The organism is Intrasporangium sp. DVR (assembly GCF_040365325.1).
Taxonomy (GTDB): Bacteria; Actinomycetota; Actinomycetes; order Actinomycetales; family Dermatophilaceae; genus Intrasporangium.
The window spans coordinates 82,642-108,896 of the sequence record NZ_BAABZW010000006.1 but is presented as its reverse complement, the minus strand read 5'-3'; the positions used below and the strand labels follow the sequence as shown (position 1 = coordinate 108,896).

The 26,255-nt window shown below is 71.7% G+C and carries 29 protein-coding genes and 1 riboswitch; of the genes, 14 read left to right on the top strand and 15 right to left on the bottom strand.

Annotation, left to right across the window (positions count from 1 at the left end):
• The first annotated feature begins 2 nt into the window (after positions 1–2).
• The gene (locus ABWV20_RS07900; protein WP_353354356.1) at positions 3–473 is read left to right on the top strand and encodes a hypothetical protein; all 471 of its coding nucleotides are present in this window, start codon (positions 3–5) and stop codon (positions 471–473) included.
• Here the strand turns inward: ABWV20_RS07900 and ABWV20_RS07895 are convergent.
• The 6 genes from ABWV20_RS07895 to ABWV20_RS07870 are packed head-to-tail and all read right to left on the bottom strand — an operon-like array spanning position 365 to position 6,176.
• Positions 365–1,276: an adenosylcobinamide-GDP ribazoletransferase gene (locus ABWV20_RS07895; RefSeq protein WP_353354354.1), complete on the bottom strand. Its 912-nt coding sequence runs from the start codon at positions 1,274–1,276 to the stop codon at positions 365–367. The genes ABWV20_RS07900 and ABWV20_RS07895 overlap by 109 nt on opposite strands.
• Entirely contained in the window at positions 1,269–1,859 is a 591-nt protein-coding gene (locus ABWV20_RS07890) for a bifunctional adenosylcobinamide kinase/adenosylcobinamide-phosphate guanylyltransferase (RefSeq protein ID WP_353354352.1), read from the bottom strand. The genes ABWV20_RS07895 and ABWV20_RS07890 overlap by 8 nt, the downstream gene beginning before the upstream one ends.
• Entirely contained in the window at positions 1,856–2,740 is an 885-nt protein-coding gene (locus tag ABWV20_RS07885; protein ID WP_353354351.1) for an ECF transporter S component, read from the bottom strand. The genes ABWV20_RS07890 and ABWV20_RS07885 overlap by 4 nt, the downstream gene beginning before the upstream one ends.
• Positions 2,737–4,356: an ABC transporter ATP-binding protein gene (locus tag ABWV20_RS07880; RefSeq protein WP_353354349.1), complete on the bottom strand. Its 1,620-nt coding sequence runs from the start codon at positions 4,354–4,356 to the stop codon at positions 2,737–2,739. The genes ABWV20_RS07885 and ABWV20_RS07880 overlap by 4 nt, the downstream gene beginning before the upstream one ends.
• On the bottom strand, positions 4,353–5,429 hold the full coding sequence (locus ABWV20_RS07875; protein ID WP_353354347.1) for an energy-coupling factor transporter transmembrane component T: 1,077 nt from the start codon (positions 5,427–5,429) through the stop codon (positions 4,353–4,355). Before ABWV20_RS07875 ends, ABWV20_RS07880 begins: the two co-directional genes overlap by 4 nt.
• Positions 5,430–5,441: 12 nt before the next feature.
• The gene (locus ABWV20_RS07870; protein ID WP_353354346.1) at positions 5,442–6,176 is read right to left on the bottom strand and encodes an SCO2322 family protein; all 735 of its coding nucleotides are present in this window, start codon (positions 6,174–6,176) and stop codon (positions 5,442–5,444) included.
• A gap of 97 nt (positions 6,177–6,273) precedes the next feature.
• A riboswitch (cobalamin riboswitch) is annotated at positions 6,274–6,407 on the bottom strand.
• Positions 6,408–6,537: 130 nt separating this feature from the next.
• Here ABWV20_RS07870 and ABWV20_RS07865 point away from each other — a divergent pair.
• Together ABWV20_RS07865 and ABWV20_RS07860 are read left to right on the top strand one after the other, a co-directional pair.
• On the top strand, positions 6,538–6,753 hold the full coding sequence (locus ABWV20_RS07865) for a hypothetical protein (protein WP_353354344.1): 216 nt from the start codon (positions 6,538–6,540) through the stop codon (positions 6,751–6,753).
• 53 nt (positions 6,754–6,806) lie between these two features.
• Entirely contained in the window at positions 6,807–8,132 is a 1,326-nt protein-coding gene (locus ABWV20_RS07860) for a serine hydrolase domain-containing protein (RefSeq protein WP_353354342.1), read from the top strand.
• Positions 8,133–8,139: 7 nt separating this feature from the next.
• On the opposite strand, the gene ABWV20_RS07855 is transcribed toward ABWV20_RS07860, so the two are convergent.
• The 3 genes from ABWV20_RS07855 to ABWV20_RS07845 all read right to left on the bottom strand — a co-directional run bounded on the left by ABWV20_RS07855 (position 8,140) and on the right by ABWV20_RS07845 (position 10,362).
• Entirely contained in the window at positions 8,140–8,964 is an 825-nt protein-coding gene (locus ABWV20_RS07855) for an alpha/beta fold hydrolase (protein WP_353354340.1), read from the bottom strand.
• 163 nt (positions 8,965–9,127) lie between these two features.
• Positions 9,128–9,700: a DUF3043 domain-containing protein gene (locus ABWV20_RS07850; protein ID WP_353354339.1), complete on the bottom strand. Its 573-nt coding sequence runs from the start codon at positions 9,698–9,700 to the stop codon at positions 9,128–9,130.
• Positions 9,701–9,792: 92 nt separating this feature from the next.
• Positions 9,793–10,362: a protein-L-isoaspartate O-methyltransferase family protein gene (locus tag ABWV20_RS07845; RefSeq protein WP_353354338.1), complete on the bottom strand. Its 570-nt coding sequence runs from the start codon at positions 10,360–10,362 to the stop codon at positions 9,793–9,795.
• Between the two features lie 209 nt (positions 10,363–10,571).
• Between ABWV20_RS07845 and ABWV20_RS07840 the strand changes: the two genes are divergently transcribed.
• Positions 10,572–11,954, top strand: coding sequence for a dipeptidase (locus tag ABWV20_RS07840; RefSeq protein WP_353354336.1), 1,383 nt, complete (start codon positions 10,572–10,574; stop codon positions 11,952–11,954).
• Positions 11,955–12,054: 100 nt separating this feature from the next.
• Here ABWV20_RS07840 and ABWV20_RS07835 read toward each other — a convergent pair whose 3' ends face one another.
• Both ABWV20_RS07835 and nadA read right to left on the bottom strand, forming a co-directional pair.
• A complete protein-coding gene (locus ABWV20_RS07835) occupies positions 12,055–12,846 on the bottom strand; it encodes a metallophosphoesterase family protein (RefSeq protein WP_353354335.1) in 792 nt (263 codons plus the stop codon).
• A gap of 4 nt (positions 12,847–12,850) precedes the next feature.
• The gene (gene nadA / locus ABWV20_RS07830; RefSeq protein WP_353354334.1) at positions 12,851–14,053 is read right to left on the bottom strand and encodes a quinolinate synthase NadA; all 1,203 of its coding nucleotides are present in this window, start codon (positions 14,051–14,053) and stop codon (positions 12,851–12,853) included.
• A gap of 124 nt (positions 14,054–14,177) precedes the next feature.
• Here nadA and ABWV20_RS07825 point away from each other — a divergent pair, with 124 nt between their 5' ends.
• The 4 genes from ABWV20_RS07825 to erpA all read left to right on the top strand — a co-directional run bounded on the left by ABWV20_RS07825 (position 14,178) and on the right by erpA (position 17,897).
• Positions 14,178–14,906: an SDR family NAD(P)-dependent oxidoreductase gene (locus tag ABWV20_RS07825; RefSeq protein WP_353354332.1), complete on the top strand. Its 729-nt coding sequence runs from the start codon at positions 14,178–14,180 to the stop codon at positions 14,904–14,906.
• Positions 14,903–16,036 carry an S-adenosylmethionine:tRNA ribosyltransferase-isomerase gene (locus ABWV20_RS07820; RefSeq protein WP_353354330.1) on the top strand — a complete coding sequence of 378 codons (1,134 nt, stop codon included), beginning with the start codon at positions 14,903–14,905 and terminating at the stop codon, positions 16,034–16,036. Before ABWV20_RS07825 ends, ABWV20_RS07820 begins: the two co-directional genes overlap by 4 nt.
• Before the next feature lie 105 nt (positions 16,037–16,141).
• Positions 16,142–17,296 (top strand): glycerate kinase family protein, encoded by a 1,155-nt coding sequence (locus ABWV20_RS07815; RefSeq protein WP_502901769.1) that lies wholly within the window; start codon positions 16,142–16,144, stop codon positions 17,294–17,296.
• A 226-nt stretch (positions 17,297–17,522) separates the two neighbouring features.
• Positions 17,523–17,897: an iron-sulfur cluster insertion protein ErpA gene (gene erpA / locus ABWV20_RS07810; RefSeq protein ID WP_353354326.1), complete on the top strand. Its 375-nt coding sequence runs from the start codon at positions 17,523–17,525 to the stop codon at positions 17,895–17,897.
• 115 nt (positions 17,898–18,012) lie between these two features.
• Here erpA and ABWV20_RS07805 read toward each other — a convergent pair whose 3' ends face one another.
• The gene (locus ABWV20_RS07805; protein WP_353354325.1) at positions 18,013–18,231 is read right to left on the bottom strand and encodes a hypothetical protein; all 219 of its coding nucleotides are present in this window, start codon (positions 18,229–18,231) and stop codon (positions 18,013–18,015) included.
• 89 nt (positions 18,232–18,320) lie between these two features.
• Positions 18,321–18,668, bottom strand: coding sequence for a ferredoxin (gene fdxA / locus ABWV20_RS07800; protein WP_353354324.1), 348 nt, complete (start codon positions 18,666–18,668; stop codon positions 18,321–18,323).
• A gap of 77 nt (positions 18,669–18,745) precedes the next feature.
• On the opposite strand from fdxA, the gene ABWV20_RS07795 reads away from it, so the two are divergent.
• Genes ABWV20_RS07795 through aat form a run of 4 tightly spaced genes read left to right on the top strand, consistent with a single transcriptional unit; the run spans position 18,746 to position 21,914 of the window.
• Positions 18,746–19,489 (top strand): DsbA family oxidoreductase, encoded by a 744-nt coding sequence (locus ABWV20_RS07795; protein ID WP_353354322.1) that lies wholly within the window; start codon positions 18,746–18,748, stop codon positions 19,487–19,489.
• Complete coding sequence (locus ABWV20_RS07790; protein WP_353354321.1) at positions 19,470–20,192, top strand: helix-turn-helix transcriptional regulator; 723 nt, start codon at positions 19,470–19,472, stop codon at positions 20,190–20,192. Before ABWV20_RS07795 ends, ABWV20_RS07790 begins: the two co-directional genes overlap by 20 nt.
• A gap of 9 nt (positions 20,193–20,201) precedes the next feature.
• Positions 20,202–21,188, top strand: coding sequence for a carbohydrate kinase family protein (locus ABWV20_RS07785; RefSeq protein WP_353354320.1), 987 nt, complete (start codon positions 20,202–20,204; stop codon positions 21,186–21,188).
• 51 nt (positions 21,189–21,239) lie between these two features.
• The gene (aat, locus tag ABWV20_RS07780; RefSeq protein ID WP_353354319.1) at positions 21,240–21,914 is read left to right on the top strand and encodes a leucyl/phenylalanyl-tRNA--protein transferase; all 675 of its coding nucleotides are present in this window, start codon (positions 21,240–21,242) and stop codon (positions 21,912–21,914) included.
• A 34-nt stretch (positions 21,915–21,948) separates the two neighbouring features.
• Here aat and ABWV20_RS07775 read toward each other — a convergent pair whose 3' ends face one another.
• Positions 21,949–22,248, bottom strand: a complete 300-nt coding sequence (locus ABWV20_RS07775; protein ID WP_353354318.1) for a sulfurtransferase TusA family protein — start codon at positions 22,246–22,248, stop codon at positions 21,949–21,951.
• Positions 22,245–23,429, bottom strand: coding sequence for a cysteine desulfurase family protein (locus tag ABWV20_RS07770; protein ID WP_353354316.1), 1,185 nt, complete (start codon positions 23,427–23,429; stop codon positions 22,245–22,247). The genes ABWV20_RS07775 and ABWV20_RS07770 overlap by 4 nt, the downstream gene beginning before the upstream one ends.
• A 127-nt stretch (positions 23,430–23,556) precedes the next feature.
• Here ABWV20_RS07770 and ctaC point away from each other — a divergent pair, with 127 nt between their 5' ends.
• The gene (ctaC, locus tag ABWV20_RS07765; protein ID WP_353354314.1) at positions 23,557–24,477 is read left to right on the top strand and encodes an aa3-type cytochrome oxidase subunit II; all 921 of its coding nucleotides are present in this window, start codon (positions 23,557–23,559) and stop codon (positions 24,475–24,477) included.
• Positions 24,477–26,255, top strand: a complete 1,779-nt coding sequence (ctaD, locus tag ABWV20_RS07760; RefSeq protein WP_353354312.1) for an aa3-type cytochrome oxidase subunit I — start codon at positions 24,477–24,479, stop codon at positions 26,253–26,255. The genes ctaC and ctaD overlap by 1 nt, the downstream gene beginning before the upstream one ends.

The window sequence follows — 26,255 nt, the reverse complement described above, 5'->3', positions numbered from 1 at the left end:
CGATGACCGACACGCCACGCCCCGGAGCCAGCGACCCGAGCACCGCCCTCGGGCAGGACCGAGCGGCTGCGCAGAGCGCCTCCTTGTCACCGGACGAGCGCAACCTCGTCCGCTCCGCGGCCATCATGGCTGGGGTGCTGGTCTCCCAGGCCGAGAGCGGCTTCTTCGACACCTTCAAGGAGTCCTTTGCAGCGTCCAAGGCGGTGAAGTCGGCACCCGCGGGCGTCCGCGAGCTTCTCGTGCAGGGCGGCCTGCCCACCATGCCCCGAGCCGGCACGAAGGACGAGCTCGCGACCGCCACCCTCGACTCGCTCCGACAGGCGGTGGCGACGCTGCGGGCCAAGGCGCCGGGCCTCGTCGAGGACTACCGCGCCACGGTGCTGGCGAGCTGTCGCGACGTGGCTGCCGCTGCCGACGACACGTCGGCGAGCGAGTCGGAAGCCATGGCGCGAGTCGAGCAGGCGCTCGCCTGATCCGTCGTCAGCTGGTCACCCCGCGGCGGCCCGACCACCGCTGCACAGACCGAGGCCGCGACGAGCGCCGCCGCCAGGGAGATCTCGATGGTCGCGCCGATGACGTCCCCAGTGATGCCGCCGAGGCGGTGAACCGCATGGCGCGTGACGATCCATGCGCCGAGGAGGGCGGCCCCGGCGACGAGCCCAGCGGCATACGGTGACGTCCCGAGGAGGGCCAGCGGGACTCCACCCCCGAGCAGGACCCCGGCCACGGCCACCAGCAGGGCGCCCCTCGAGACAGTTCCCACGACGGCGGCACCCAGGCCACCCGAGCGGGCAGCGGGCATGCCACGGCGACACGCGACCGCCGGCGCGAGACGGCTCGACACGAGGGCGGTGACCGCGAGGACGGCACCGGCCGCCGAGTCGAGGAGCGACTCGAGCGCGGCCGCCTGCAGGGCGAGCACGAGGACGAGGGCGGCTGCGCCAGCCGGCCCGGTGTCGCCCTTCTTCATCACCTCGAGGGCACGGGTGCGACGTGGTCCGGAGGTCAGGCCGTCAGCGAGGTCGGCGAGTCCGTCGAGGTGCATCGCGCGGCTCAGCAGGGCGGCACCGATGAGGCCGAGGACTCCGGCGAGGAGCGGGCTGATGAACCCGTGGTGGGCACCCAGCCCCAGTGCCGCCCACACGGCCCCGATGGGGAGGGCCGTGACCGGCGCCAGGACCATGGCCCGGCCCGCCACTGTCGGGTCGACCGTGCCGGGAGGTCGGACCGGCACCGCGAGGAAGGTCCCCGCGCTCAGACGCCACGAGTCACGCATCGAAGGTCCGCGGTGGGAACGACTCGGGCACGGCGGGGGCGTCGGACAGGTCGACGACGCGCCCCGCGACGACGAGGTGGACCGTCGCCGCGACCCGCGCGACGGCGGCGTTGAGGCGGCCCAGCTCATCCTGGAAGAACCGACCAGATGCGGTCATCGGGACGAGGGACCAGCCAACCTCGTTGGTGACGATGACGACGGGATTGCCGGCCCGGCAGAGCAGGTCGATGAAGGTCGCGGTGCGGTCGCGGAGGTGTTCGGCCGCCCGGTCGAGGTCGTCCCAGCCCACGAGGTCCACCTGAGCGGTCAGCCAGGTCCCCAGGCAGTCGATGACCACCGACCCCGTGGCGCTGATGAGGGCGGCATCGAGGTCCGCCGTCTCGAGGGTGCGCCAGCTCCGGGGACGACGCTGCTGGTGCGACCGCACCCGCGCCGTCCAGGCGCTGTCGGCGTCGTCCGCGGGACGACCCGTTGCCACGTAGAGCACGTCGTCGTGCACCGCGACGAGGTGCTCCGCATGTCGGCTCTTGCCGCTGCGGACCGGCCCGGTGACGAGCGTCGTGGTGGCCGCTCTCGCAGTCATCGGACCGACGGGTCTGGTCGCGTGCCGGTCGCGGCGCCCGGGCCCGACAGCGCCTCAGAGGCCGGACCCACCACGCCAGGTGGGGCGAGCGGCTCGAAGCTCACAGCGGCACCGAAGGCCGCCCGACGGGCCGCGCGCCGGAAGACCCGCAGCAGGGCGGGCCCCCCCACCACGACGAGGACGGCGTTGAGGACACCGCGAGGCAGGTCCCAGCCGAGGGATGTGGCGAGGTAGAAGATCCCGTAGTGGTTGAGGTTGTCCGGGACGGAAGCGCCTGGCACGAAGCCCATTCCGGTCGGGGCGTTCGCCCCGAGGAAGGGCCAGAACCAGAGGTTCATGAAGAGTCCGTAGACCAGGCCGGTGATGAGCGCGTAGCCGGCGAGCACCCAGCGCTCGGCGCGAGCCCCAGGCCGGAGCCGTAGCAGGCCGGCGCCCAGCCCGATGCCCCCGGCGCAGATCATCTGGAACGGCAGCCACGGACCGACGCCGCCGGTGAGCAGCGCGCCGGTGAGCAGGGCGAGGGCGCCCGAGACGAAACCCACCCCGGGGCCGAGGACCCGTCCCGCGACGATGATGACGAAGAACATCGGCTCGAGGCCAGCCGTGCCCGCGCTGAGCACTCGCATGGCGCCACCCGCGGCCGCCGTGACGCCGAGGACCGCGACCGTCTTCGCATCGAGCCGTCCTGCAGTGACCTCGGCCAGCACCACGAGCGTGAGCAGCGCCAGGATGCCGGCAAAGAGCCACGGTGTGTCGTTGCCGTGCGCCCGGACGAACTCCGCCGAGGCGAAGAACGGCCACACGAAGGCGACGAGCCCGATGACGGCGACGAGACCGAGCGCCGCTGCGGCCGCCCAGCGGACGGGGATGACCCCCGTCATGCGGGCCGTCCCAGCGCGCCGGCGACCTCGTCGACCGTGAGCCAGGTCTGCGGGAGCAGCACCTTGGTCACCTGCGGAGCGAACGCGGGGGACGCGGCCAGGACCTCCCGCACCGGCCCGTCGGTCACGAGCTCACCGTCGGCGAGGATCACCACCCGGTCGGCCACCTCCGCGGCGAGCTCGACGTCGTGCGTGGCCAGCAGCACCGTGGTGCCGGTCGTCGCGAGCTCACGCAGGGCAGCGCTGAGCCGCTGCTTCGCCCCGTAGTCGAGCCCTCGGGTGGGTTCGTCGAGGAGCAGGACCGTGGGGGAGCCCGCGAGGATCACCGACAGCGCGAGCTCGAGCCGCTGGCCCTCTGACAGGTCACGGGGGTGACGCTCGGGGTCGAGACCACCGGAGATCCGCGCCAGGATCGCGGCGGTCGTCCCGGCCGCGACTCGGAAGTCATCGTCCGCGGCCGCGCACTCGGCGGCGACGGAGTCGGAGTAGAGGAGCAGCTCGGGTTGCTGCGGCACCAGCCCGACGAGGGCGACGCGACGCCTCGCCGGCAGCGCCGCGGGGTCGGCCCAGCCGGCACCGTCGGCGATCCGAGCCGAGCCGCGGGAGACGGGCAGCTGACCAGCCAGGGCGCCGAGGAGCGTCGACTTGCCGGCGCCGTTGCGTCCCATGAGCGCAGTCACGGTGCCGGCCGAGAGGGACAGGGACAGGTCGTCGATGACGGGGCGGCCGCCGCGGAGGATCCGCGCCTTCGAGACGTGCACCGCGTCCTTGCCTCCGGTCGTCAGGAGGCCGAGCGGCGCCAAGTCGGCGAGGCGCTCCCGAAGCCCGCTGGCGCGGCGGCGGGCGTCCCGGATCGACAGAGGGGTCGGTGACCACTCGGCCAGGCGGGACAGGGCGACGAGAGGCGGATGGATGGGCGAGTCGGCCATCGCCACGGCCGGGTCGAGCAGGCCAGACGTGCGACCTTCGTCGATGAGGATGACCCGGTCGGCATGGTGCACGACGCGTTCGAGCCGATGCTCGGCAAGCACGACGGTGACCCCAAGGTCGTGCACGATCCGGTGCAGCGACGCGAGCACCTCCTCGGCCGCGACCGGGTCCAGCGCAGAGGTGGGCTCGTCGAGCACCAGGACCCTGGGCCCCGCGGCGAAGACGGAGGCGATGGCGACCCGCTGCTGCTGGCCGCCGGAGAGCGCGGTGAGCGGCCGGTCACGCAGCGGCGTCAGCCCGAACAGGTCCAAGGTCTCCTCGACGCGGCGGCGGATCGTCGTGGGGTCGAGGCCCATCGTCTCCATGCCGTAGGCGATCTCGTCCTCGACGACGTCGGTGACGAAGGTGGAGGCGGGGTTCTGCTCGACCAGTCCCACCACCGTGGCGAGGTCGCGCGGCCGATGGGAGTCGGTGGGGTGTCCGTCCACGACGACGTGACCGGTGAGGGTGCCCCCGCTGAAGTGGGGGACGAGGCCGTTGATGGTGCGCAGCAGCGTCGACTTGCCGCTGCCGGTGGGACCGACGACCAGGACGAGCTCGCCCTCCGGGATGGTCAGGGTGACGTCTCTCAGGCTGGGCTCGTCGGCATCGGCGTAGCGGACGGTGACGTGGTCGAAGACGATCATGCGGCGACACTCCGGGGACGGGGCGTGAACCAGGCGGGCAGGGCCGCGACCAGCACGGCGAGGACAGCGAGGACCGGGACGGCAGGCGCCTCCGCCTGCTGGGACGGGACGATCCCCGACCAGGCGCCGACGCCTGCGGCGATGAGGACCCCGCCCGCGACCGCGCCGGACGCGACGGTGAGGGACTCGGTCCAGGTCCATGGGTCGCGTCGGTGCCCCGACCGACCGTCCCGGCTCGCACCCACGACCAGGCTCGAGGAGGCCACCAGAACCCCGACGAGCAGGAGGGGAAGACCGAGGAGGCCGCCGACCGAGCTGTCGAGGAGACCGTAGAGCCCGGCGAGGACGCCGAGCACACCGACGACGGCGAGCAGGGACGCGGCACGTCGCCCCTGGGGGCTCGTCCGGATCGCTCGCCCGTAACCACGCGACTCCATCGAGGCGGCGAGGCCCAAGGACCGCTCGAAAGCGGTCTCGAGGACCGGGACCGCGAGCCTGGCCAGTTCCCGCATCCCACGACCGTCGTGCCCCCGAAGCGCACGGGCGGACCGGACGGCACGCGCGTCCGTCAGCAGCTGAGGAGCGAAGGTGAGGCCGACGACGACGGCCGTGCCCACGTCGTAGAGGGTGGCCGGCAGGTAGCGGAGGAGGCGGCGCGGGCTGGCGAGGGCGTTGGCCGCGCCGATGCACGCCAGGATCGCGGCGAGGCGCAGGGCGTCGTAGCCGGCGAAGAGGAGGCTCTCGAGGGACACCGGGCCACCGATCCGGACGCTCGCCGCCCACTCCGGCAGGGGGATGCGAGGCAGGGTCAGGAGCACCGTCTCGCCCCGGATGCCGTTGCCCAGGACGACCGTCATGACGACCCGGAACATCACGATCGCCGCCCCGATGACGAGGAACGCGATGAGCGGGTTCGGGGTCGAGGGGTCGCGCCGCTCGAGGACGACGACCACGCAGACGCCGATGACGAGCAGGAGCAGGACGGGGTTCGTCGTTCGCGACGCGGCCGTGGCGAGCCCCAGACCCCACAGCCACCAGGCTGCGGGGTGCTGGAGCCGCTCACGGGCGCTCATGGTGACGCGCCCTCAGGCGCCCCGGCGGCCGGAGCGCGAGCGCAGGATGACGAAGACGAGGAGGGCGAGCAGGGCCAGGGCGGCGATGACGTATGCCGCTGTGCTCGACCCGCTCGACGTCTCCTCTGCGGGGGCGCTGGCTGCTGTCGCCGATGGAGTGGGCGCTGCGCTGGTGGTCGAGTCGGCCGGGGCGGCGATCTGGACCGGCGTGTCGGCGGCCTTGGCCTCGGCGCTCAGCTCCTTGACCTCTCCACCGCAGTCCGTGGCGGGGTAGCCGGCCACGGCGCAGACGAGACCCTTCTCGACGCGGAGCTCACCGGCGGCCGCCAGGACCTCGGTGCTCGTCGCCTCGGCGTCGACGACGGCGCAGAGGGCCTTCGGCTCCGGGGGGGCCGCGCCGTCCGCGGCATCGGCAGGACGCCCGAAGTCGACGACGAGGCCGACCCGCTTCTTGCCGGCCTCGGCGGTGGTGGAGCCACAGAGCTGGTCGAACGTCAGGGTGGCACGCGGGTACCGGGTGTCGTTCATGTCGGCGACGGCGAACCGCCAACCGTCCACCGAGCCGTCCTGCGGAACGATCTGGTCAGGGCCCTTCTGGGCGAACCCCCACTGGCCGTCGGCCAGCTGGTAGAAGCCCCAGAAGCGGTAGGCGGCCGCCTGGGCGGGCGCCATGGTGAGGATGCTGATGGCTGCGGTGAGCAGCGCGGCGAGAACGACCCGGAGCGGGGCGCGATGGGCAAAGGACACGTTGACCTCCCTGCGGTGGGGCACCGAGGTCGGAGGTGTTGGTCCTGAGTCCTGGTGTCTCCGGTCCGCTTTCCACGACAGACTGATGAGGAGCCGGACGGACACGGGTTTTCCGGCTGGTCCCGGCGTCGAGCGTGTCGACGACGGGGTCACGGTTGCGGGTCAGCGCCGGAGTCACACCGGCTTGCCCCATTGCCCATCGGTAGTCGAACCGTGACAGACGGAGGTGATCCGCGTCAAACGACGAGTGCAGAGGGCGGGGTGAGGTTGGTGACAGTGGGCACTGCGACCGACTCGATCGTGGCCCCGGGCCGCCGGCCACCCTGCCGGGAACGCCGTCCGGTCCAACTAGGGTGGCGTCATGAGCTCGGACTGGACCTGGCTGTACTTCGATGCCCACGGCGAGACGATGGAGAGCCCCGCGCTCGCTACCAAGGGGTTCCCCACCCAGAGCGACGCGGAGAACTACCTCGGCGAGTCCTGGCGGGACCTGCTGGCGGCCGGGGTCGAGTCGGTGACGCTGCGCCACGGAGACGGTGTCGTCTACGGACCGATGAGCCTCCGGGCGCCGGAGTGACGGGTCAGCCGCCACCATGGTCGTCCGAGGTCCAGCGCGACCTTCTCGTCAGGGTGAGCGGCGCCCAGCGGCGCTGGCGCACCCCGGTGGTCAGCGCGGGGGTCGTCCGGGACGGCACGCTCGCGTGGTCAGGGCACGTCGGCGTGGCGCGACTCGGCGACGGCGGCGAGGAGCCCGTGGCGGCGGACGACTCGACGCAGTTCCTCATCGGGTCGGTGACGAAGACCTTCACGGCCCTGGCCGTCATGTCGCTGCGGGACGAAGGGCTGCTCCGCCTGGAGGACTCCCTCGAGGAGTTCCTGCCCGGCACCCGGCACTCCGAGGTCGAGGTGCGTCAGATGCTGGCCCATGCCTCCGGCCTGCAACGGGAGCCGGTCGGCAACATCTGGGAAGGGCTCAGCGCTCCTGAGCGGGAGGCGTTCCTGGCCGGGGTGGACCAGGCGGAGCAGGTCCTCCCGGCGCACGAGGCGTTCCACTACTCCAACCTCGCCTACGGCCTGCTCGGCCAGGTGGTGGAGCGCGTGACCGGCCAGGAGTGGGAGCACGTCGTGCGCGAGCGGGTCCTCGACCCCCTCGGGATGACGCGCACCGGCCTGGCGCCCGCTGACGACCGGGCCAGGGGCTACCAGATCGACCCGTACGCCGGGACGGCTCGCGAGGAGCCGCTGTTCAGCCTCAACGCCACGGCACCGCTCGGTGGTCTGTGGTCCACGGTCGTCGACATGGCGGCGTACGCCGGCTACCTGGCGGATCCGGACGACCGGGTGGTGCGCCCGGAGACGATCGACGAGATGTGCCGACCCGTCATCATGACCGACCTCGACGGCTGGACCGGTGCCTATGGCCTGGGCTTCGGGATGGGCCGCCGCGGCGACCGGGTGTTCGTCGGGCACGGCGGCGCGATGCCGGGATTCCTCACGGGCCTGCGAGTTCTACGGCGGGAGCGGGTGGGCGCGATCGTCTTCGCGAACGTCACTGCCGGGGCCGAGCCGCTTGCCCTGGCAACTGATCTCGTGGAGGCCGTCATTGATGCCGAGCCTTCGATCGAGCCGGCGTGGGCCCCGGAACAGCCCCGGCCGGAGCTGGTGGAGCTGTTGGGCCACTGGTGGTCAGAGGGCTCACCCATCTTCCTTTTCGTCCGGGACGGCCAGCTGTGGTCGCGACTGACGGAGGATCCGTTGTCGGAGACCCGGTTCGCCCCCGAGGGTCGCGACCGCTACAGAGCCGTCGCCGGCCGCGAGCGTGGCGAGGTCCTCGAGGTCGTCCGGAGCCCGGACGGGTCGGTGGCCAAGCTCTACTTCGCCACCTACGCGGTCACCCGGATGCCACTGGCCTTCGCCGACCTGGTGACCGGGGGAGCGGGCGTGGAGCAGCGCTGACGACCGGTCAGTCGCTCGTGGCCAGAAACCGCCTGATCGCATCGCTGACGACGGGCCGGCCGGGGCCGATCCAGAACAAATGGCTCGCCGCCGGCAGCTCCACGACGGTGGCCTCGGGAATGGTGTCGGCGAAGTTCCACGCGTGCCGTCGGTGCACGGACCCGTCGTTCGGCGTGAACGTCACGAGTGCGGGCAGCGCGACTCGTCGCTGGGCCGCCTCCCGCTCTGCGGCCAGCCCGGGTCCCGCCTGTCGCAGGTCGACACGGAAACCCCTGCCGGAGCGCATCGACAGGTACACCTCACGAGCCGCAGACCGTTCGGTCGGTGACCATCGCTCGAACCACTCGGGCCAGGGAAGCGACGAGAGGGGCTTCATCAGCAGGGCCAGGCCGCGCTCCGACCGGGCGAGCCGGTGCATCGCGGCCCAGGCCACGGGTTCCGCGAACCCGAACACCACCGGGGCGCCCACACGCTCGGCCCAGGTGTCCGGGAAGGGGAACCGCGACGGCGCGCAGCTGTGGAGGATGAGTCGGTCGGCCACGCGATCGGACCCGGCGACGTCCACCGCCTGCAGCCCACCGAACGAGACGCCGACCACGGCCGCGAACCGGTCGATCTCCAGCGCGTCGGCCACGTCCCGCAGGAGGGGAGTGAACTCGGGACAGCTCAGCGTCCCGACGGCCGTGCGTCCGTAGCCGGGTCGGGAGACGCTGACGACCTCGTGTCCCAGGTCTGCGTACACCCGCTGGCCCACCGGGGTTCGGGCCGTGCAGTGCCCCCCGGGGAGGAAGAGCACCGGTGCCCGGGAGCCGGGCGTGTGCTCGACCTCCACCGGGCCACCTCGTGTCGCGACCAGGGACATGCCTCAGCGAACCACACCTGGGGGGCGGTGACCTGGGCGTGCTGCGAGCGGCTCACTCAGCCACCCGCTCGGGCCGGGTCTGCACGGTGCCGGCCCAGCGGCATACGGCGTGTGAACGGGTCGACGGGGTCGATCAGGACGGGTGCTGGCCGCGCTCGACGGCAGGCTTGGGCATCCGTGTGCGGCGCATCTGGAAGGCCCGCATGACGGCGTAGAACGCGTCGCCCTTCTCCGCCTGGCCGAACTTGGCGATGATCTTCTTCTTCGTGCGGAGCCACATCAGCAGGGCGTCGATGATCGCGACGAGGATGAGCCCGTAGACGAGCACGAAGACGACCAGGGTGGCCCAGTCCGCGCCGACGAAGCTGATCAGGAGGACGAGGAGCATGACGGGCAGGATGAACTCGCCGATGTTCCACCGGGCGTCGACGGAGTCGCGGATGAAGCGACGGCGCGGACCCTTGTCGCGCACGGGAAGATAGCGGTCGTCGCCCGCCATCATGCCGGCCCGCTGCTTGGCCATCGCCTCGCGGCGAGCGACCTTGTCCTTGCCTCGCGCGGCCTTGCGGTCGGTGATGATGAGCGGACGCTTGTTGGCGGCCTCCTGCTCACGACGCTTCGGCGTCGGCCGGTTCTTCGCACCGGGCCGCGGCGCGGGAGCCTGCGAGGCGAGGTCTTCGTCCAGGGTCTTCTTGCGTCCGAACACGAGGACAACTCTAGGTGGTCAGCGGGGGTGCTCCGTCCAGGGTCGGTCGAGGGGGATACCGAGGCGGAGCGCCATCTGACGCGTCTGCCCGCTCACCGGAGCGGCACGAACCGGTAGGACCCGTGCTGGCTGGTGCGGACCTCGGCGCCCTGGCGTTCGACCACGACCATCCGGCTGTTCACCGGGATGACCATGCGGCCGCCGTCGGCGAGCTGTGCGACCAGGTCGTCGGGGAGGGAACGGGCGTTGGCGGACACGAGGATCCGGTCGTAGGGCCCGTGGTAGGGATCGCCGAGGACGTCGTCGACGACCGGTGAGATGGTGGCCCAGGTCAGGTTGGTCGCGGCGAGGTTGTCCGCGCCCCACCGGGCGAGCTCGGGAACGAGCTCGACGCCCCGGACCGAGCCGGCGGGGCCGGTGAGGTGGGCGAGGAGCGCAGTGGTCCAGCCCGAACCAGACCCCACGTCGAGGACTCGCTGACCGGCTCGGACGTCGAGCAGCCGCAGCATCGTCTCGACGGTCCGGGGCTGCGAGTTGGTCTGCCCGTGCCCGATGGGGATGGGGGCGTCCCGACCTGCGGCGGTCCGGGCAGCCGCCGGGAGGAAGCCCTCCCGCGCAACCGCGTCAAGAGCCCTCAGCACCGCGTCGCGGGTCAGGCGCATCCTCTGATTCAAACAGTCCGCGCGGCTGCCCGGTAGGCGCGGGACCTCCGGACGATCCGCGAGGCCGAAGCTGATCCTCGCGAGCACAGCCCAGGCGCCCGCGACGGCCGCACCGCGAAGGTGGGTCCGCCGCTCTCGGCCCCTCCCGGCCGCTCTCGGCCCCTCCCGGCCGCTCTCGGCCGCCAGCGGCACGGCGATAGGGTCGGACGGTGACTGACGACGTGCTGACCGCTGACCAGATCCAAGCCGTGCGCGACCGGGTCGCCGAGCTGATGCCGGGGGTGCGGGCCGACCTCGAGGCGCTGGTCCGCATTCCGAGTGTCTCGGCGGCGAGCTTCGACCAGGCGCAGGTGGCCCGCAGTGCCGAGGCCGTCGCGGAGCTCCTTCGGGCCGAGGGCCTCGAGGTCGACATCGTCACCGAGGGCGGCCGCCCGGCTGTCATCGGCCACGTCGACGGCCCTGAGGGCGCCCCCACCGTGACGCTCTACGCGCACCACGACGTCCAGCCTCCGGGGGAGGACGCCGACTGGGACAGTGCCCCGTTCGAGCCGGTCGAGCGTGACGGTCGCCTCTACGGGCGCGGCGCCGCTGACGACAAGGCCGGCGTCCTGGCGCACGTCGCCGCCCTCCGAGCGCATCGCGGCGCCCTCCCTGTCGGTGTGACCGTCTTCGTGGAGGGTGAGGAGGAGTCCGGGTCCCCGTCGCTTCCCGCGATCCTCGAGAGGCACGGCGACCGGCTTGCCGCGGACGCCATCGTCATCGCCGACTCGGGCAACTGGGCCATCGGCACGCCGGCCCTGACGACCACGCTCCGCGGTGGCCTGCGGGTGATCATCCGCGTGGAGACGCTCGACCACTCGGTGCACTCCGGCATGTTCGGCGGTGCCGCCCCCGACGCCGTGACGGCCCTGGTCAAGCTGCTCGCCACGCTTCACGACGACGCGGGCGACGTCGCGGTGGCGGGCCTGGACGAGGGGGTCGCGGCGGATCTCGACTACGACGAGGCGCGTTTCCGTGCCGAGTCGGGGCTGCTCGACGGCGTCGAGCTGATCGGCTCGGGGTCCATCCTGTCCCGCCTCTGGACCAAGCCGTCGATCACGACCATCGGCATCGATGCGACCTCCATCGAGAAGGCGTCCAACACCCTCGCGGCGAAGGCCGCGGCCAAGATCTCCGTGCGACTGGCCCCGAGCCAGGACCCGGCGCGGGCGTTCGAGCTCGTCCGGGCCCACCTCGAGGAGCATGCCCCGTGGGGGGCCAGGGTGACCGTCGAGCTCACCGAGAAGGGGGCCGGCTTCGCAGCGGACGCCGACGGGCCGCTCTACGATCAGGCGCGTTCCTCGTTCCGCGACGCGTGGGGAGTCGAGCCGGTCGACATGGGCGTCGGCGGCTCGATCCCCTTCATCTCCGACTTCGCCGCGCGCTTCCCGGAGGCGGCCATCATCGTCACCGGAGTCGAGGACCCCGACACCAGGGCCCACGGCGCGAACGAGTCGCTCCACCTCGAGGAGTTCGCCCGGGTGTGCGAGGCCGAGGCGATCTTCCTCGCCCGCCTCGGCGCCCAGGCGGCGGCAGCTGCGACCGCGCACTGACGCACTGACGCACTGCCCTGGGGGCAGACGAGTCAGAGCGACCGCTGGGACCCGGCTGTCCGCGGGGAGCCGGCCCAGCGGCATACGACGTGGTGGTCCGTCAGGAGGACGGTGTGCCGTTGCCCCGGTAGAGCCCCTCGCGCAGCTCGAGCGCGTAGGCCTCGACGTCGGGCATGCCGAGGTCGCGTGCGACCGAGATCTCGGCCTCGATGTCATAGGGAACGCGGACGAGGTTGACTGAGAACGCTTCCGGCGCAACGGATTCCAACCTTCCCTCGAGGATCACGTAGGGCGCTGTGGGAGCGTCGAGGTGGTTGCCGACAGCGCCGGCGTTGAAGAGCGTGAGTCCCTCGTCCGCCTCGAGGAAGGCACTGTGGATGTCGCCGTAGCCGACGACGTCGGGCGTCGTGTCGTCCGGCCAGTGTCCGGCGCCGAAGGGGCCGGTGAAGTCGGTGTTGGTGAACATCCCGAGGAACTCGTCGTGCGTGTGGCTGACCCGCACCCGCACGAACTCGCTCGTCTGCGAGGCGTGGAAGAGCCGGATCCGCTTGCCGCTCATGACGAGCTCGTGGACGTTGGGCAGCGCCGCGAGCCAAGCCACGTCGTCGTGCGACAGCTCGTCGCGCACCCACTGGCCGCCCTCGAAGGGCTGGACCGGCTCGCGCGAGATGAAGGTGTCCCAGTTGCCGCGGACCGTCACCTCGCACGACTCGCGGGTCAGCTTGATCGCCTCCGAGCCGCGCGGGCCCTTGCCGACGACGTCGCCGAGATTGAGGATCCGCGTGATGCCCCGGCCCTCGATGTCGGCCAGCACGGCCTCGAGCGCGGTGACGTTGCCGTGGACGTCGGAGATGATGGCGATCCGGTCGTGGTGCCGGGCCCCCTGCGCCACCCGTTCAGTCCTTGTGCGTCGTGCCCGGCAGCGCGAGCATGCGGTCGAGCGCGATGCGGGCGTCTGCCGCCACCTGCGAGTCGACGCGGATCGGGTTGACGACCCGTCCCTCGACGAGTGACTCCAGGGCCCAGACGAGGTGCGGCAGGTCGATCCGGTTCATCGTCGAGCAGTAGCAGACGTTCTTCTCCAGGAAGGCGATCCGCTGGTTGGGGAACTGCTGGGCGAGACGCTTGACCAGGTTGAGCTCCGTGCCGACGACCCAGGAGGTGCCGTCGGGCGCGGCCGCGATCGTGTTGATGATCTTCTCCGTCGACCCCACCTCGTCGGCGAGCTCGACGACCTCGTAGCGGCACTCGGGGTGGACGATGACCTTGACGCCCGGTATCTCGCGTCGCGCGGTCTCGACCGCGTCGACGGTGAACCTTCCGTGGACCGAGCAGTGCCCGCGCCAGAGGATCATCCGTGCTCCCGCGAGCTGCTCGGGGGTCAGCCCGCCGTTGGGACGGTGCGGGTCCCACACGACGCAGTCGTCGAGCGTGAGGCCGAGCTCGCGGACGGCCGTGTTGCGCCCGAGGTGCTGGTCGGGCAGGAAGAGCACCTTGCCGTCACCGGCGACGCCGCCGACCTGGTCGAAGGCCCACGCGAGCGCGGTCCGGGCGTTGGAGCTGGTGCAGACCGTGCCGCCGTGGCGGCCGGTGAACGCCTTGATCGCGGCGGAGGAGTTCATGTAGGTGACCGGGACCGTCCGGTCGGCGACGCCCGCGGCTGCCAGCTGCTCCCACGCGTCCTCCACCTGGGCGATGGCGGCCATGTCGGCCATCGAGCACCCGGCGGCCAGGTCGGGCAGGATCACGGTCTGGTGGTCGCTCGTCAGGATGTCGGCCGACTCCGCCATGAAGTGGACGCCGCAGAACACGATGTAGGGCGCGTCCGGTCGCGCGGCAGCGTCACGGGCCAGCTTGAAGGAGTCACCGGTGACGTCGGCGAACTGGATCACCTCGTCGCGCTGGTAGTGGTGGCCGAGGACGAAGACCCGGTCGCCGAGGGCGTCCTTCGCGGCTCGCGCCCGCTCGACGAGCCCGGGGTCCGAGGGGGCGGGCAGGTCGCCCGGGCACTCGACACCGCGCTCGGTGTGCAGGTCGGTGCCGCGCCCGAGGACGAGCAGGGGCAGGGGTGCGGGTGCGGCAGCCGTGTCCGTCGTCATGCCCAAAGGGTATGCCGCTGAGCTCGCCGGGTGCCCACCGGTCCACCGGCTCCTCCCGACCACCACACCCTGTTCGCGGAAAGGTGGTTGACCTGAAGCAGGGTTGAAGTTGGAGCCTGTCCGCATGACCTCCACACGCACTGCACTCATCACCGGAGCCGGCCGAGGACTGGGTCGAGCCCTGGCGACCACCCTGGCCGGCCGGGGCTGGCGCCTGCTGCTCACCGCCCGGACGGCGACCGACCTCACCGCCACGGCAGAGTCCCTCGGCGCCGACGCCGACGTCGTCACCCGGCCGGGCGACGTCTCGGACCCGGTGCACCGGGACCACCTCGCGGCCGTGGTCGGCGGGTGGGGCGGGCTCGACCTGCTCGTGAACAACGCCAGCGCCTTGGGACCCAGCCCGCTGAGGGTGCTGCGGGACCTGTCGGCCGACGACCTGGTCGAGGTCCTCGCGGTCAACGTGGTCGCCGCCCACGCCCTGACCCGTGCGCTCCTGCCGCAGGTCGAGGCCAGACACGGCGTCGTGCTCGACATCTCGTCCGATGCGGCGGTCGAGCACTACGAGACCTGGGGTGGCTACGGCGCGTCCAAGGCTGCCCTCGACCACCTGGCCGTGACCCTCGGCCGAGAGGAGCGAGGCATCCACGTCTACGCCCTCGACCCGGGTGACATGCGGACGGCGATGCACCAGGCCGCCTTCCCCGGTGAGGACATCTCCGATCGTCCCCTGCCGGACGAGATCGCGGTTCCGGCGATCCTCGAGCTCCTCGACCTCCGCCCGGCGAGCGGACGCTATCGCGCAGCCGAGCTGGTGGCCGCGAGAGCCGGTCGCGCGGGGGCGGTCTCATGACGGCTGAGCTCACCCGGACCCCGGCGACGAGGTTCCGGGCCGCCGACGACCTGACCGCGGATGCCCCGCCCGAGTCCAGAGGGCTGGACCGGGACCAGGTCCGCCTCCTCGTCGCTGCGAGCGAGGGAGGCACGACGAGGCTGGAGCACGCGACGTTCCGCTCCTTCCCGGAGCACGTGCGGCCCGGGGACGTCCTGGTGGTCAACAACTCCGCGACGACCAACGGGGAGCTCGATGGACTCGTCGCCGGCCGGGGGCGGCTCGTCGTGCACGTCGGCGGCGAGCTCGACGACGGCTCCTGGGTCGTTGAGCTGCGCGCCGCTCCGGACGCCTCGCGTCCCATCCTCGACGCCCGGCCGGGGGACGTCGTGGAGCTCGCCCTCGGCGGCCGGCGCCACCGCCGTGCGGCCGTGCGCCTGAGCCTGCTGACGCCCTACCCAGAGGCTGGCTCGTCGCCGACGGGGCAGGGGAACCGGCTCTGGCGAGCCGCCGCGCACCATCCTCAGACGGTGCCCGACGGCCCCCGGGGTGGCGACCTCGGCCGGCTGCTCGAGACCAGTGGACGTCCCATCGCCTACGGCTACCTGCGTGGCCGCTTCCCGCTCGAGGCCTACCAGACGGTGTTCGGGGTGGTGCCCGGCAGCGCCGAGATGGCCAGCGCGGCGCGACCCTTCACGCCGCATCTCGTGACCCGACTGGTCGCGAGCGGCGTGCACGTCGTCCCGGTGACGCTCCACACCGGGCTGTCCTCCCAGGAGGCGGGCGAGGCGCCGCAGCCCGAGCGGTTCGCCGTGGCCGCGTCGGCTGCAGCCGTCGTCAACGCCGCGCGGTTCGTCGGGGGCCGCGTCATCGCGGTCGGGACGACGGCCACCCGCGCCATCGAGTCGGCCACCGGCGCGGACGGGGTGGTCCGGGCAGCAGCCGGCTGGACCGACCTCGTCATCTCGCCGGACCGGCCGGTGCGGGTCGTGGGTGGGCTGGTCACGGGCTGGCACAACCCCGACGCCTCCCACCTGCTCCTCGTCGAGTCGGTGGCCGGTGCCGACCTCACGCAGCAGGCCTACGACGCGGCCGTGGCAGCGCACTACGCCTGGCACGAGTTCGGTGACTCGGCGCTCCTCCTGCCCTGACCCAGATCGAGAGAGCAGTTCGCGACACCTGCGTCGCCAGCGGCTCTCTCGATCGCGGGGGAGGGTGTCGCGAACTGCTCTCTCGATGGTGGGAGGATGCGGGTCGTGCACGTGCTCATCGCCCCGGACTGTTTCACCGGAACCCTGACGGCCGGGCAGGCCGCCGCCGCCATGGCCGAGGGGTGGCTCCGCACCGCTCCGCACGACCGCCTCGAGCTCGTCCCGCTGTCCGACGGCGGGCCCGGCTTCATCGAGGTCCTGGCCGCGAACCTCGACGGCGAGCTGCACGCCCTCGTGGTGTCCGACCCCTACGGGCGTCCCGTCCCGGCGACCGTGTTCATCGCCGACGAGGTCGCCTACATCGAGTGCGCCCAGGCCGCCGGGCTGCACCTGCTCGCCACCGACGAGCGGGATCCCACGCGCACCTCGACCTTCGGCGTCGGTGAGCTCGTGCGGGCCGCGCTGGAGCTGGGCGCCCGCCGCATCGTCGTGGGGCTCGGGGGATCGGGTACCAACGACGCCGGAGCGGGCCTGCTCGCTGCCCTCGGTGTCGGCTCGCGGGAGCGGCTCGCCATCGGTGGCCTCGCCCTGTCGGCGACAACGGCCGACGACCTCACCGGTCTCGACGAGGCGCGTGCCCGCTTCCGCTCCGTCGACCTGGTCATCGCCAGTGACGTGGACTCACCGCTCCTCGGCCTCAAGGGTGCGAGCGCGGTCTTCGCCCGGCAGAAGGGTGCGACCGAGGAGCAGGCCCAGGCTCTCGAGGGGGCGCTCGGCCATTTCGCGAGCGTCGTCGCCCGGGTGCGCCCACCGGCCAAGGACCTGCTCACGGGCACGGCCATCCGGCCGGAGCGAGAGCCGGGTGCCGGCGCCGCCGGCGGACTCGGCTACGCGCTCCACCTCCTCGGCGCGCGGCGGGTCTCGGGCATCGAAGCCGTCCTCGATGCAGTGGACTTCGCGGCCCACGTCGCCGAGGCAGACCTCGTTCTCACGGGGGAGGGGTCCCTCGACGGGCAGTCGCTGCACGGCAAGGTGGTCGTCGGTGTCGCCGAGGCGGCGGCTCGCGGGGGAGTCCCCGTCGTCGCCGTGCCGGGCCGGTCCGAGCTGGGCCGCAGGGACGCGCTGTCCGCCGGGCTCGCCGGCGTCTACCCGGTCGTCGAGCGGGCCGACCAGCTCGAGGCGGCCCTCGAGGACCCGTCGGGCACGCTCGCCGCGCGCGTGGCGCGCGTGGCGCGGACCTGGTCGCCCCCCGGAGCCTGATCCGGGCCGAGTCCGCCGGAGGCGCTGCGACCCAGCCCGCCGGAGCGCAACCTGGCTGCGGTCGCGGTCCGGGCCCAGCGGCATACGACGCCCTCTGGTGTCCACGTCGGGGGCCGCGATGCGTGCATGTCGCGCGGAGCGACGTATCCTTGGGACATCGGGAACACTTCCGACTCCGCTTGGGTTGTCACTCGAGACCCATGCTCCATGACGCGAAGGACAGCACATGAGTGTCGAGACGAACGCTTCCGCCGAGGTCCAGACCGAGGCTCCCGCCCACGGTGTGATCCTCACCGACGTGGCGGCGGCGAAGGTCAAGAGCCTGCTCGAGCAGGAGGGCCGGGACGACCTGCGCCTCCGCGTGGGCGTTCAGCCCGGTGGCTGCTCGGGCCTGATCTACCAGCTCTACTTCGACGAGCGCACGCTCGACGGTGACCTGGTCCGCGACTACGACGGGGTCGAGGTCGTCGTCGACCGGATGAGCTCGCCCTACCTCGAGGGTGCGACGATCGACTTCGCCGACACGATCGAGAAGCAGGGCTTCACGATCGACAACCCCAACGCCGGCAGCAGCTGCGCCTGCGGCGACTCCTTCAGCTGAGTCCGCCCGACCATCCTGACGAAGGGCCCCACCGGGTGGTTGGGCCCTTCGTCATACCTGGCGGATGTCGCTGGGCGCCGTGCCGCGGCGAGGCTCCCTCCGGCGCGTCGCCGGGTCAGAATCCGTAGTCGTCGAGATCGGTGACCATCGAGGCGGCGCCCTCGGGCACGTCGATGTCGACATGCTGCTGCCGTGGTGCCAGGGGCGCGAACTCCGGCAGGTCGATGGCTCGGCAGTCGTCGGCGAGCTCGCCGACGCTGCCGCTGTCGAGCCCGTCGCGCGGGGTCGGGAACTCGAGCAGCTCGGGCGGGGTCGGAACGGTCGCGGTTGCCATACCGCCCACGTTAGGCGCGCCGGTCGGAACCGGACAGGCCTACCGAGCAGTAGTCCGACGGGACGGGTGCCGGTGGGCGCCCATCCGGCTCACTCCGTCTCGCGGGCCGGGAAGGACGCCACGAGCGGTGTGTCGAAGGGGAGCGGGCCGAGGGCCGCAGCGCCCCCCGGAGAACCGAGCGGCTCACCCTGCCCAGGCATGGTCTCCTCGAAGAAGTCCGCGTTGTCCTGCAGGTACGGCTGCAGCTCGGCGGGCAGGTCGTCCTCGTAGAAGATCGCCTCGACCGGACACACCGGCTCGCAGGCGCCACAGTCGACGCACTCGTCGGGGTGGATGTAGAGCGACCGCTGCCCCTCGTAGATGCAGTCGACGGGGCACTCCTCGACGCAGGCCCGGTCCTTGACATCGATGCACGGGCTGCCGATCACGTAGGTCATGAGCTCACCTCTTGAGGTTTTCACAACGAAGTTGTAAAAACACTCTAGACCGGGGGATCGTGAGAGGAGAAGAGCCGATGGCGATGGCACCGCGAGAGAACGAGGTCATCGGGACCACCGAGGTCACCAAGGTCACCAAGGTCACCAAGGTCACCGAGATCACCGAGATCACCGCCTGGGGGGACTTCACCTGCCCCTGGAGCCACCTCGCCTGGCGCCGCACCGAAGCCCTCGCGGACGACGGTGTCGCGGTCGACTGGCGCACCGTCCAGCACGAGCGGTGGCGCCACCTCACTCCGGCCGATCACGCCGAGCGTCTCCAGACGGTGCACCGCGAGGTCCAGCAGGTGCTCGGACACCTGCTGCCGGGGGAGACGCTGCCCCACACGACCAACGGACACGCGCCGTTCACCGGGGCTGCGACGTCGGCCTATGCCGAGGCGTATGCGAGTGGCGTCGCCCGGCCCGTCCGGCGCACGCTCTTCGAGGCCTTCTGGGAGCAGTCGGTCGACCTCGACGACGCCCGCACCCTGCGGGCTCTCCTCGCCGAGGACCTCCGCAAGGGCACGTCCACGTGTGAGCCCGTGTGGCGCTGGGGCCACGCCTGCGACGTCACGGGCGGTCCCATCTCCAGCGCAGCCTGGCACCTGGTGCGGGACTGGCGTTCGCAGTGGCGCGAGCTCGGAGGGACCGTCCCGACGGTCCGGGCCGGGGGAGAGACCTTCGTCGGGGTCGAGGCGGTCGACTGGCTCGGCGCACGGCTGCGCGATCGCGGCCTCGGCGCGTGGGACGATCGAGCACGTGAGCATCCCGCCGCCTGACCCGGCCGACGAGGGGCAGCAGTTCGGTCCCTCCCGAGCCCGCGTCCTCGCAGCAGTGCGGGAAGCGCCCGGCCCCGTCACCGCCGCGGAGCTGGCGACTCGTCTCGGGACCCACCCGAACACTGCCCGGTTCCATCTGGAGGCCCTGTGCGATGCGGGGGTCGTCTCGCGCGAGCGTGAGGAGCGCACCCTGCCGGGTCGCCCGCGGACCCACTACCTCGCCGTGGCCCCGCCGCGGACCGCCCACCGCAGCTACCGGCTGCTCGCGGAGATCCTCGCGGCCCATGTCGGCACGAGCGCCGCTGACCCCACCCGGACCGCCGCGGACGCCGGCCGAGCCTTCGGCAGGGCCGCCGCGGTGAGTCGGGACCACCCCGCGACGGCTGTGGAGGCCGCCGCGCTCGTCGTCGACACGCTGGCCGGGATGGGGTTCGAGTCCCGTCCCTCGGTCGACGACGCCGGCGAGGTCCGGATCGATGTCAGCTCCTGCCCCTTCCTCGAGGTGGCCACCCGACACCTCGATGTCGTCTGCGCGGTCCACCGTGGCCTCATGGAGGGCCTGCTCGAGGCCGTCGATGCACCCCTCGGCGTCACGCGGCTCGACCCGCTGGTCGCTCCGAGTCAGTGCGTGGCCCACCTGGAGCGGCGGGGGACCGGTCGGCGCCGGCCTGCGCATCGGCGCACCCCCGCGCCGGCACGCTAGGTTTCCCCTGTGCAGATCGCCATCACCGGTTCCATCGCCACCGACCACCTGATGACCTTCGAAGGACTGTTCGCCGACTCGCTCGTCGTCGAGCAGCTCGACAAGATCTCCCTCTCCTTCCTCACGGAGGACCTCCAGGTCCGACGTGGCGGGGTGGCGGCCAACATCGCCTTCGGGATGGCCTCGCTGGGCCAACGGCCGATCCTCGTCGGCGCCGTCGGTGAGGACTTCACCGACTACCGCTCGTGGCTCGAGCGACACGGCGTCGACTGCCAGTCGGTCCACTACTCCGAGTCGCAGCACACGGCAAGGTTCATCTGCACCACCGACCAGGACATGGCCCAGATCGCGACCTTCTACACCGGGGCCATGGCGGAGGCGCGGGACATCGAGCTCGCCCCGGTCGCCGAGCGGGTCGGTGGACTCGACCTCGTCGTCATCGGCGCGAACGACCCGCTCGCGATGCAGCGACACTCCGACGAGTGTCGCGCGCGGGGCATCCCCTTCGCCGCGGACCCCTCGCAGCAGCTCGCGTTCCTCGACGGCGAGGGCATCGCCGGGCTCATCGACGGCGCCGAGTACCTGTTCACCAACGAGTACGAGGCGGGGATCGCCTGCCAGAAGACCGGCTGGAGCGACGAGCAGCTCGCCGACCGGGTGCGCGTCCAGGTCAAGACACAGGGCAAGGCCGGCGTCGTCGTCCGGGTGCGCGGCGAGGAGCCCCTCCACGTGGGCGCGGCGCGCGAGGTCCGCAAGGCCGACCCCACCGGTGTCGGGGACGCCTTCCGGGCCGGGTTCCTCACCGGGCTGGCCGCCGACCTGCCGGTGCGACGATGCGCCGAGCTCGGCTCGATGCTCGCGACGTACGTCATCGAGACGGTCGGAACGCAGGAGTACTCCCTGAGGAAGGCCCACTTCCTCGACCGGTTGGCCGAGGCCTACGGGGACGACTCAGCGGCCGAGATCGGGCCCCACATCGAGTGTGAGCGGCCCTGACCCGTGGACCCCTGCCGTCCAGCTGTCGCCGCCTGACGAGGACGGCCCTGCGTGCCCACCCCACCGCCGCCCACCCCGTGGGACTTCGACCTCGACCGGGTCCCACCCGGCGAGGAGCTGATCGGCATCGGCGCCGACCTCGACGTGGCCACCCTCTATGAGGCCTACACCGTCGGCGCCTTCCCCATGGGGATCGGTGAGCACGGTGCGGAGCCGTTGGGCTGGTGGTCGCCAGACCCCCGCGGCATCCTCCGGATAGGCGACGTCAAGGTCAGCCGGTCGCTGCGGAAGTCCCTGTCCCGCTTCGACGTGCGGGTCGACACCGCGTTCGAGCAGGTCGTCCTCGCCTGCGCGGACCCCAGGCGGACCGGCCGGTGGATCACGCCCCGAATCGTCGAGGCCTACGTCGGCATGCACGAGGCAGGCTGGGCCCACTCGATCGAGGCGTGGGAGCACGGCCGGCTCGTCGGTGGCCTCTACGGCGTCGCCATCGGTGGCCTCTTCGCCGGGGAGTCGATGTTCCATGCGGCGCGCGACGCCTCCAAGGTCGCCCTCGTGGGGCTGCACGACCTGCTCGCGGAGGACGGCGACCCTCGCCGGCTCATCGACGTCCAGTGGCGGACCGACCATCTGGCGACCCTCGGTGTGACCGAGGTGCCCCGGGAGGAGTACCGCGGACTGCTCGCCGTCGCGCTGGAGGCCCCGCTTCCGGCGGCGTGGGCCTGAGGCGGGCACTCTCCGCCACCGGCGTGGCGGTTGCTCACGACTCGAGGACGTCCACGACATAGACGGTGTGGTCGCCGGCAGGACGCTCCTCGACGAACCGGTGACCGCGCATCCGGCACCACGCTGGGATGTCGTGGGCCGCCGCCGGGTCGGTGGCCAGGACGATGACCCGACCCGCAGCCGCCCACTCCGTGACCTGCCGGGCGAGCTCGATCACGGGCAGCGGGCACCGCATCCCGCGCGCGTCGACGACGCGGTCGGGTGCCTCTCGGTCCTCGGGGGTCTCGGGGGTCTCGGGGGTCTCGGGGGCCTCGGGGGCCTCGGGGGTGCTCACAACCCGGCCACCCCGAGCTCGGCGCGCACGGCTTCGATCGTCGGTGCGAGCAGCGCGCACAGCGCGTCGACGTCCTCGGCCCGGTCGGGGCTCACCGACGCGAGGGGGAGCGTCACCCGGACGTTGCCGTGGGTCAGCGCGCCCATCGCGGCCAGGACGTGGCTCGGCTCGAGGGTGCTCGAGGTGCAGGCCGAGCCGCTGGCCACGGAGAGGCCCTGCCGGTCGAAGGCGCCGACGAGCGCCTCCCCGTCGGCGTAGAGGCTCGAGAAGGTGACGACGTGGGGGAGCCGGTCGACGGGGTCTCCGACGACCTCGGTGTCGGGCACCGCCGAGGCTGCTGCCCGAAGTCGGTCGACCAGCGTCCGCGCCTCGGCGGCGTCGCTCTCTCGTGCGGCGGCGGTCTGCTGCCATGCCTCCGCCGCCGCGAGGGCGAGCGGAACCCACGGCGTGACGTCGGTGCGTCCGTGCTCGACATCGGCCCGCGCGTCGGGCCAGTGCCAGCGGGTGCCCTCCCGCACGACGAGGACCCCGAGCGGGGGTCCGCCCCAGGAGCGGGCGTCGCCGACGAGCACGTCCCAGGCGGTGGGGACGGCGTCCCGACCCAGGGACGCCGTCGCGTCCACCACCAGAGGTATGCCGCTGGGCCGGCTCAGCGCCCGAGCCTCCTGCAGCGGTTGCCGGGTCCCGACCTCGCCGTTGGCGTGCTGGAGGACCGCGACGACCGTGCCCGGCGCGGAGACGGCCTCGGCCCAGGCGTCGAGGTCGACGGCGCCGCTCGGGGTGACCCGCACCTCGGCGAAGCGTTCCGGCGCGCCCGAACGGGCCGCCCTCGCCCGACCCGGCACGAGGACCGCGGAGTGCTCCACCGCGGAGGCCACGGTCCGAGCGCCACGGCGCTCAGCGGCATACAGCACGCCCTCCACCGCCCGCGCCAGCGCGGTGGGCCCGCTCGGCAGGAAGCTCACCTCCCCGGGCCTGACACCCAGCCCTTCCGCCACGACCTCGCGCGCGCGGGCGAGCAGCGCGCCGGCCCGCCGGCCCTCGGCGTAGACGCGCGAGGGGTCCGCCCACCCCGCCTCCAGCGCCGCGGCCAAGGTGTCGCGGGCGACCGGATGGAGTGGGCCCGTGGCGGCGTCGAGAAGGCGCCGCTGCAGCGGCAGGCTGGGAGACTCGTTCGCCACGCTGCAACGTTATCTGGACCCATCCCGACATGACGGGGGGCATGGCGGTAGGGTTCGGCATTGAGCACGCCCGTGTTCTCTGGGCGATGCCCTTTTTGCTTTGTATGGTGTGGAGACGGAATGAAAGGTGCACCTGGTGCCTGAGCACGAAGACACCCCGGTGATGACCGCGACGCCACGGACGTCCGGCCGACGCAGGGGCCTACGCGTAGCGGGTCTGGTGGCGGTGAGCGCCCTGGCGCTGGCCGGTTGCCAGGGTCAGGTTTCCAACGGCTTCATGCCCCAGGCGATCTCCGACAGCGGAGAGCGGGTCACGGACCTCTGGGTCGGCGCCTGGATCGCCGTCCTCGCCGTCGGCGTGATCACGTGGGGTCTCATGCTCTATGCGGCCGTGCGTTTCCGGCGCCGCAAGGGCGACGACACGCTGCCGGTCCAGCTCCGCTACAACGTGCCCGTCGAGCTGCTCTACACGATCATCCCGATCTTCATGGTCGCCGTCTTCTTCTACTACACAGCCCGCGACGAGGCGGCCCTCACCGACAACAGCAAGACCCCCGACGTGACGATCAGCGTCGTCGCCAAGCAGTGGAGCTGGGACTTCAACTACGTCGACTCCGACGTCTACGAGACCGGCGTGCACACCGAGCTGACCGGTGCGGAGGGCGCCCGCGACAAGATGCCGGTGCTCTACCTGCCGGTCAACCAGCGGGTCCAGTTCGTGCTCAACTCCCGCGACGTCATCCACAGCTTCTGGGTCCCTGCCTTCATGACCAAGCTCGACATGATCCCCGGCAAGACCAACCGCCTCCAGATCGTCCCGACCCAGACCGGAGAGTTCCAGGGCAAGTGCGCCGAGCTCTGCGGCGCCTACCACGCCGAGATGCTCTTCATGGTCAAGGTCGTCTCCCAGGAGGAGTACGACCAGCAGATGACGCGCCTCGCCGAGCTCGGCCAGACCGGCCAGCTGCCGGTCGACGCCAGCCGCGAGGAGCTCGTCGAGGGCGACGCCGAACTGATCCCCGAACCTGCTCGCACCGGGAGCAACTGATGACCACGACCGCAGACCGCAGCACCACGGGCTCCGCGCCGGGCACCCGAGCGCCGATCACGCCCCGTTCCGAGATCAAGGGTCGGACCTTCGTCAAATGGGTGACGACGACCGACCACAAGGTCATCGGCAACCTCTACTTCATCACCGCCTTCGTGTGGTTCCTCGTCGGCGGGATCATGGCCCTGCTGATCCGTGCGGAGCTGGTCTCCCCGGGCCTGCAGGTCGTGGACACCAAGGAGCAGTTCAACCAGCTGTTCACGATGCACGGCACGATCATGCTGCTGCTCTTCGCGACCCCGCTCTTCGCAGGCTTCGCCAACGCGCTCATGCCGCTCCAGATCGGTGCGCCCGACGTCGCCTTCCCGCGACTCAACATGTTCGCCTACTGGCTCTACCTCTTCGGTGGTCTCATCGCAGCGGCCGGCTTCCTCACCCCCCAGGGCGCGGCGTCCTTCGGCTGGTTCGCCTACACACCGTTGTCCACCGAGAGCTACAGCCCGGGACTGGGCGGTGACCTCTGGGTCTTCGGCCTCGCCTTCGCCGGCTTCGGCACGATTCTCGGCGCCGTCAACTTCATCACCACCATCGTGTGCATGCGCGCCCCCGGCATGACGATGTTCCGGATGCCGGTCTTCACGTGGACCACGCTGATCACCTCGATCCTCATCCTGATCATCTTCCCGATCCTTGCCGCGGCGCTCTTCGCCCTCGGTGGTGACCGGCGCTTCGGGATGCACATCTTCGACCCCGAGAACGGCGGTGCCATGCTCTGGCAGCACCTGTTCTGGTTCTTCGGGCATCCAGAGGTCTACGTCATCGCGCTGCCGTTCTTCGGGATCATCAGCGAGGTCATTCCGGTCTTCTCGCGCAAGCCGATCTTCGGTTACAAGACGCTCGTCTTCGCAACGATCGCCATCGCGGCGCTCTCGACGGCAGTGTGGGCCCACCACATGTATGTCACTGGCCAGGTCCTCCTACCGTTCTTCGCGGTGATGACGATGCTCATCGCGGTGCCGACCGGGGTGAAGTTCTTCAACTGGATCGGCACCATGTGGGGCGGCAAGGTGTCGATGGACACTCCCATGCTCTGGGCGATGGGCTTCCTCGTCACCTTCCTCTTCGGCGGCCTCACCGGCGTCATCCTCGCCAGCCCGGCCCTCGACTTCCACCTCTCCGACAGCTACTTCGTCGTCGCGCACTTCCACTACACCGTCTTCGGCACGGTCGTCTTCGCGATGTTCGCGGGCTTCTACTTCTGGTGGCCCAAGCTGACCGGCCGGATGCTCAACGAGAAGCTCGGCAAGATCCACTTCTGGATGCTGTTCCTCGGCTTCCACACGACGTTCCTCATCCAGCACTGGCTCGGCATCGAGGGCATGGCCCGCCGCTACGCCGACTACCTGCCGGAAGAGAACTTCCAGACGGGCAACATCGTCTCGAGCATCGGTGCACTCCTGCTCGGGGCCTCGATGATCCCGTTCATGTACAACGTCTGGCGCACGTGGAAGAAGGCGCCGCTCGTCGGCGTCGACGACCCGTGGGGCTACGGAGCATCCCTGGAGTGGGCGACCTCCTGCCCGCCTCCGCGGCACAACTTCACCTCGCTGCCCCGGATCCGCTCTGAGCGTCCCGCGTTCGACCTGCACCACCCGGAGGCCGCTCCCGGCGCCCGGCCGGTGCCGGACCGCGGGACACTCGTCCAGGTGATGGGCCCGGCGGACCTCGACGCGACCCCCACGACGCGTTCGACGACCCACGAGCCCAAGGGAGAGTGA

Coding starts and splice junctions, on each gene's coding strand:
- ABWV20_RS07880 (WP_353354349.1), bottom strand. CDS start 4,356: ATGATCGTCTTCGACCACGTCACCGTCCGCTACGCCGATGCCGACGAG.
- ABWV20_RS07900 (WP_353354356.1), top strand. CDS start 3: ATGACCGACACGCCACGCCCCGGAGCCAGCGACCCGAGCACCGCCCTC.
- ABWV20_RS07825 (WP_353354332.1), top strand. CDS start 14,178: ATGACCTCCACACGCACTGCACTCATCACCGGAGCCGGCCGAGGACTG.
- ABWV20_RS07895 (WP_353354354.1), bottom strand. CDS start 1,276: ATGCGTGACTCGTGGCGTCTGAGCGCGGGGACCTTCCTCGCGGTGCCG.
- ABWV20_RS07890 (WP_353354352.1), bottom strand. CDS start 1,859: ATGACTGCGAGAGCGGCCACCACGACGCTCGTCACCGGGCCGGTCCGC.
- ctaD (WP_353354312.1), top strand. CDS start 24,477: ATGACCACGACCGCAGACCGCAGCACCACGGGCTCCGCGCCGGGCACC.
- ABWV20_RS07805 (WP_353354325.1), bottom strand. CDS start 18,231: ATGGCAACCGCGACCGTTCCGACCCCGCCCGAGCTGCTCGAGTTCCCG.
- ABWV20_RS07865 (WP_353354344.1), top strand. CDS start 6,538: ATGAGCTCGGACTGGACCTGGCTGTACTTCGATGCCCACGGCGAGACG.
- nadA (WP_353354334.1), bottom strand. CDS start 14,053: ATGACGACGGACACGGCTGCCGCACCCGCACCCCTGCCCCTGCTCGTC.
- fdxA (WP_353354324.1), bottom strand. CDS start 18,668: ATGACCTACGTGATCGGCAGCCCGTGCATCGATGTCAAGGACCGGGCC.
- ABWV20_RS07875 (WP_353354347.1), bottom strand. CDS start 5,429: ATGAGCGCCCGTGAGCGGCTCCAGCACCCCGCAGCCTGGTGGCTGTGG.
- ABWV20_RS07820 (WP_353354330.1), top strand. CDS start 14,903: ATGACGGCTGAGCTCACCCGGACCCCGGCGACGAGGTTCCGGGCCGCC.
- ABWV20_RS07885 (WP_353354351.1), bottom strand. CDS start 2,740: ATGACGGGGGTCATCCCCGTCCGCTGGGCGGCCGCAGCGGCGCTCGGT.
- ABWV20_RS07845 (WP_353354338.1), bottom strand. CDS start 10,362: ATGCGCCTGACCCGCGACGCGGTGCTGAGGGCTCTTGACGCGGTTGCG.
- ABWV20_RS07795 (WP_353354322.1), top strand. CDS start 18,746: ATGGCGATGGCACCGCGAGAGAACGAGGTCATCGGGACCACCGAGGTC.
- erpA (WP_353354326.1), top strand. CDS start 17,523: ATGAGTGTCGAGACGAACGCTTCCGCCGAGGTCCAGACCGAGGCTCCC.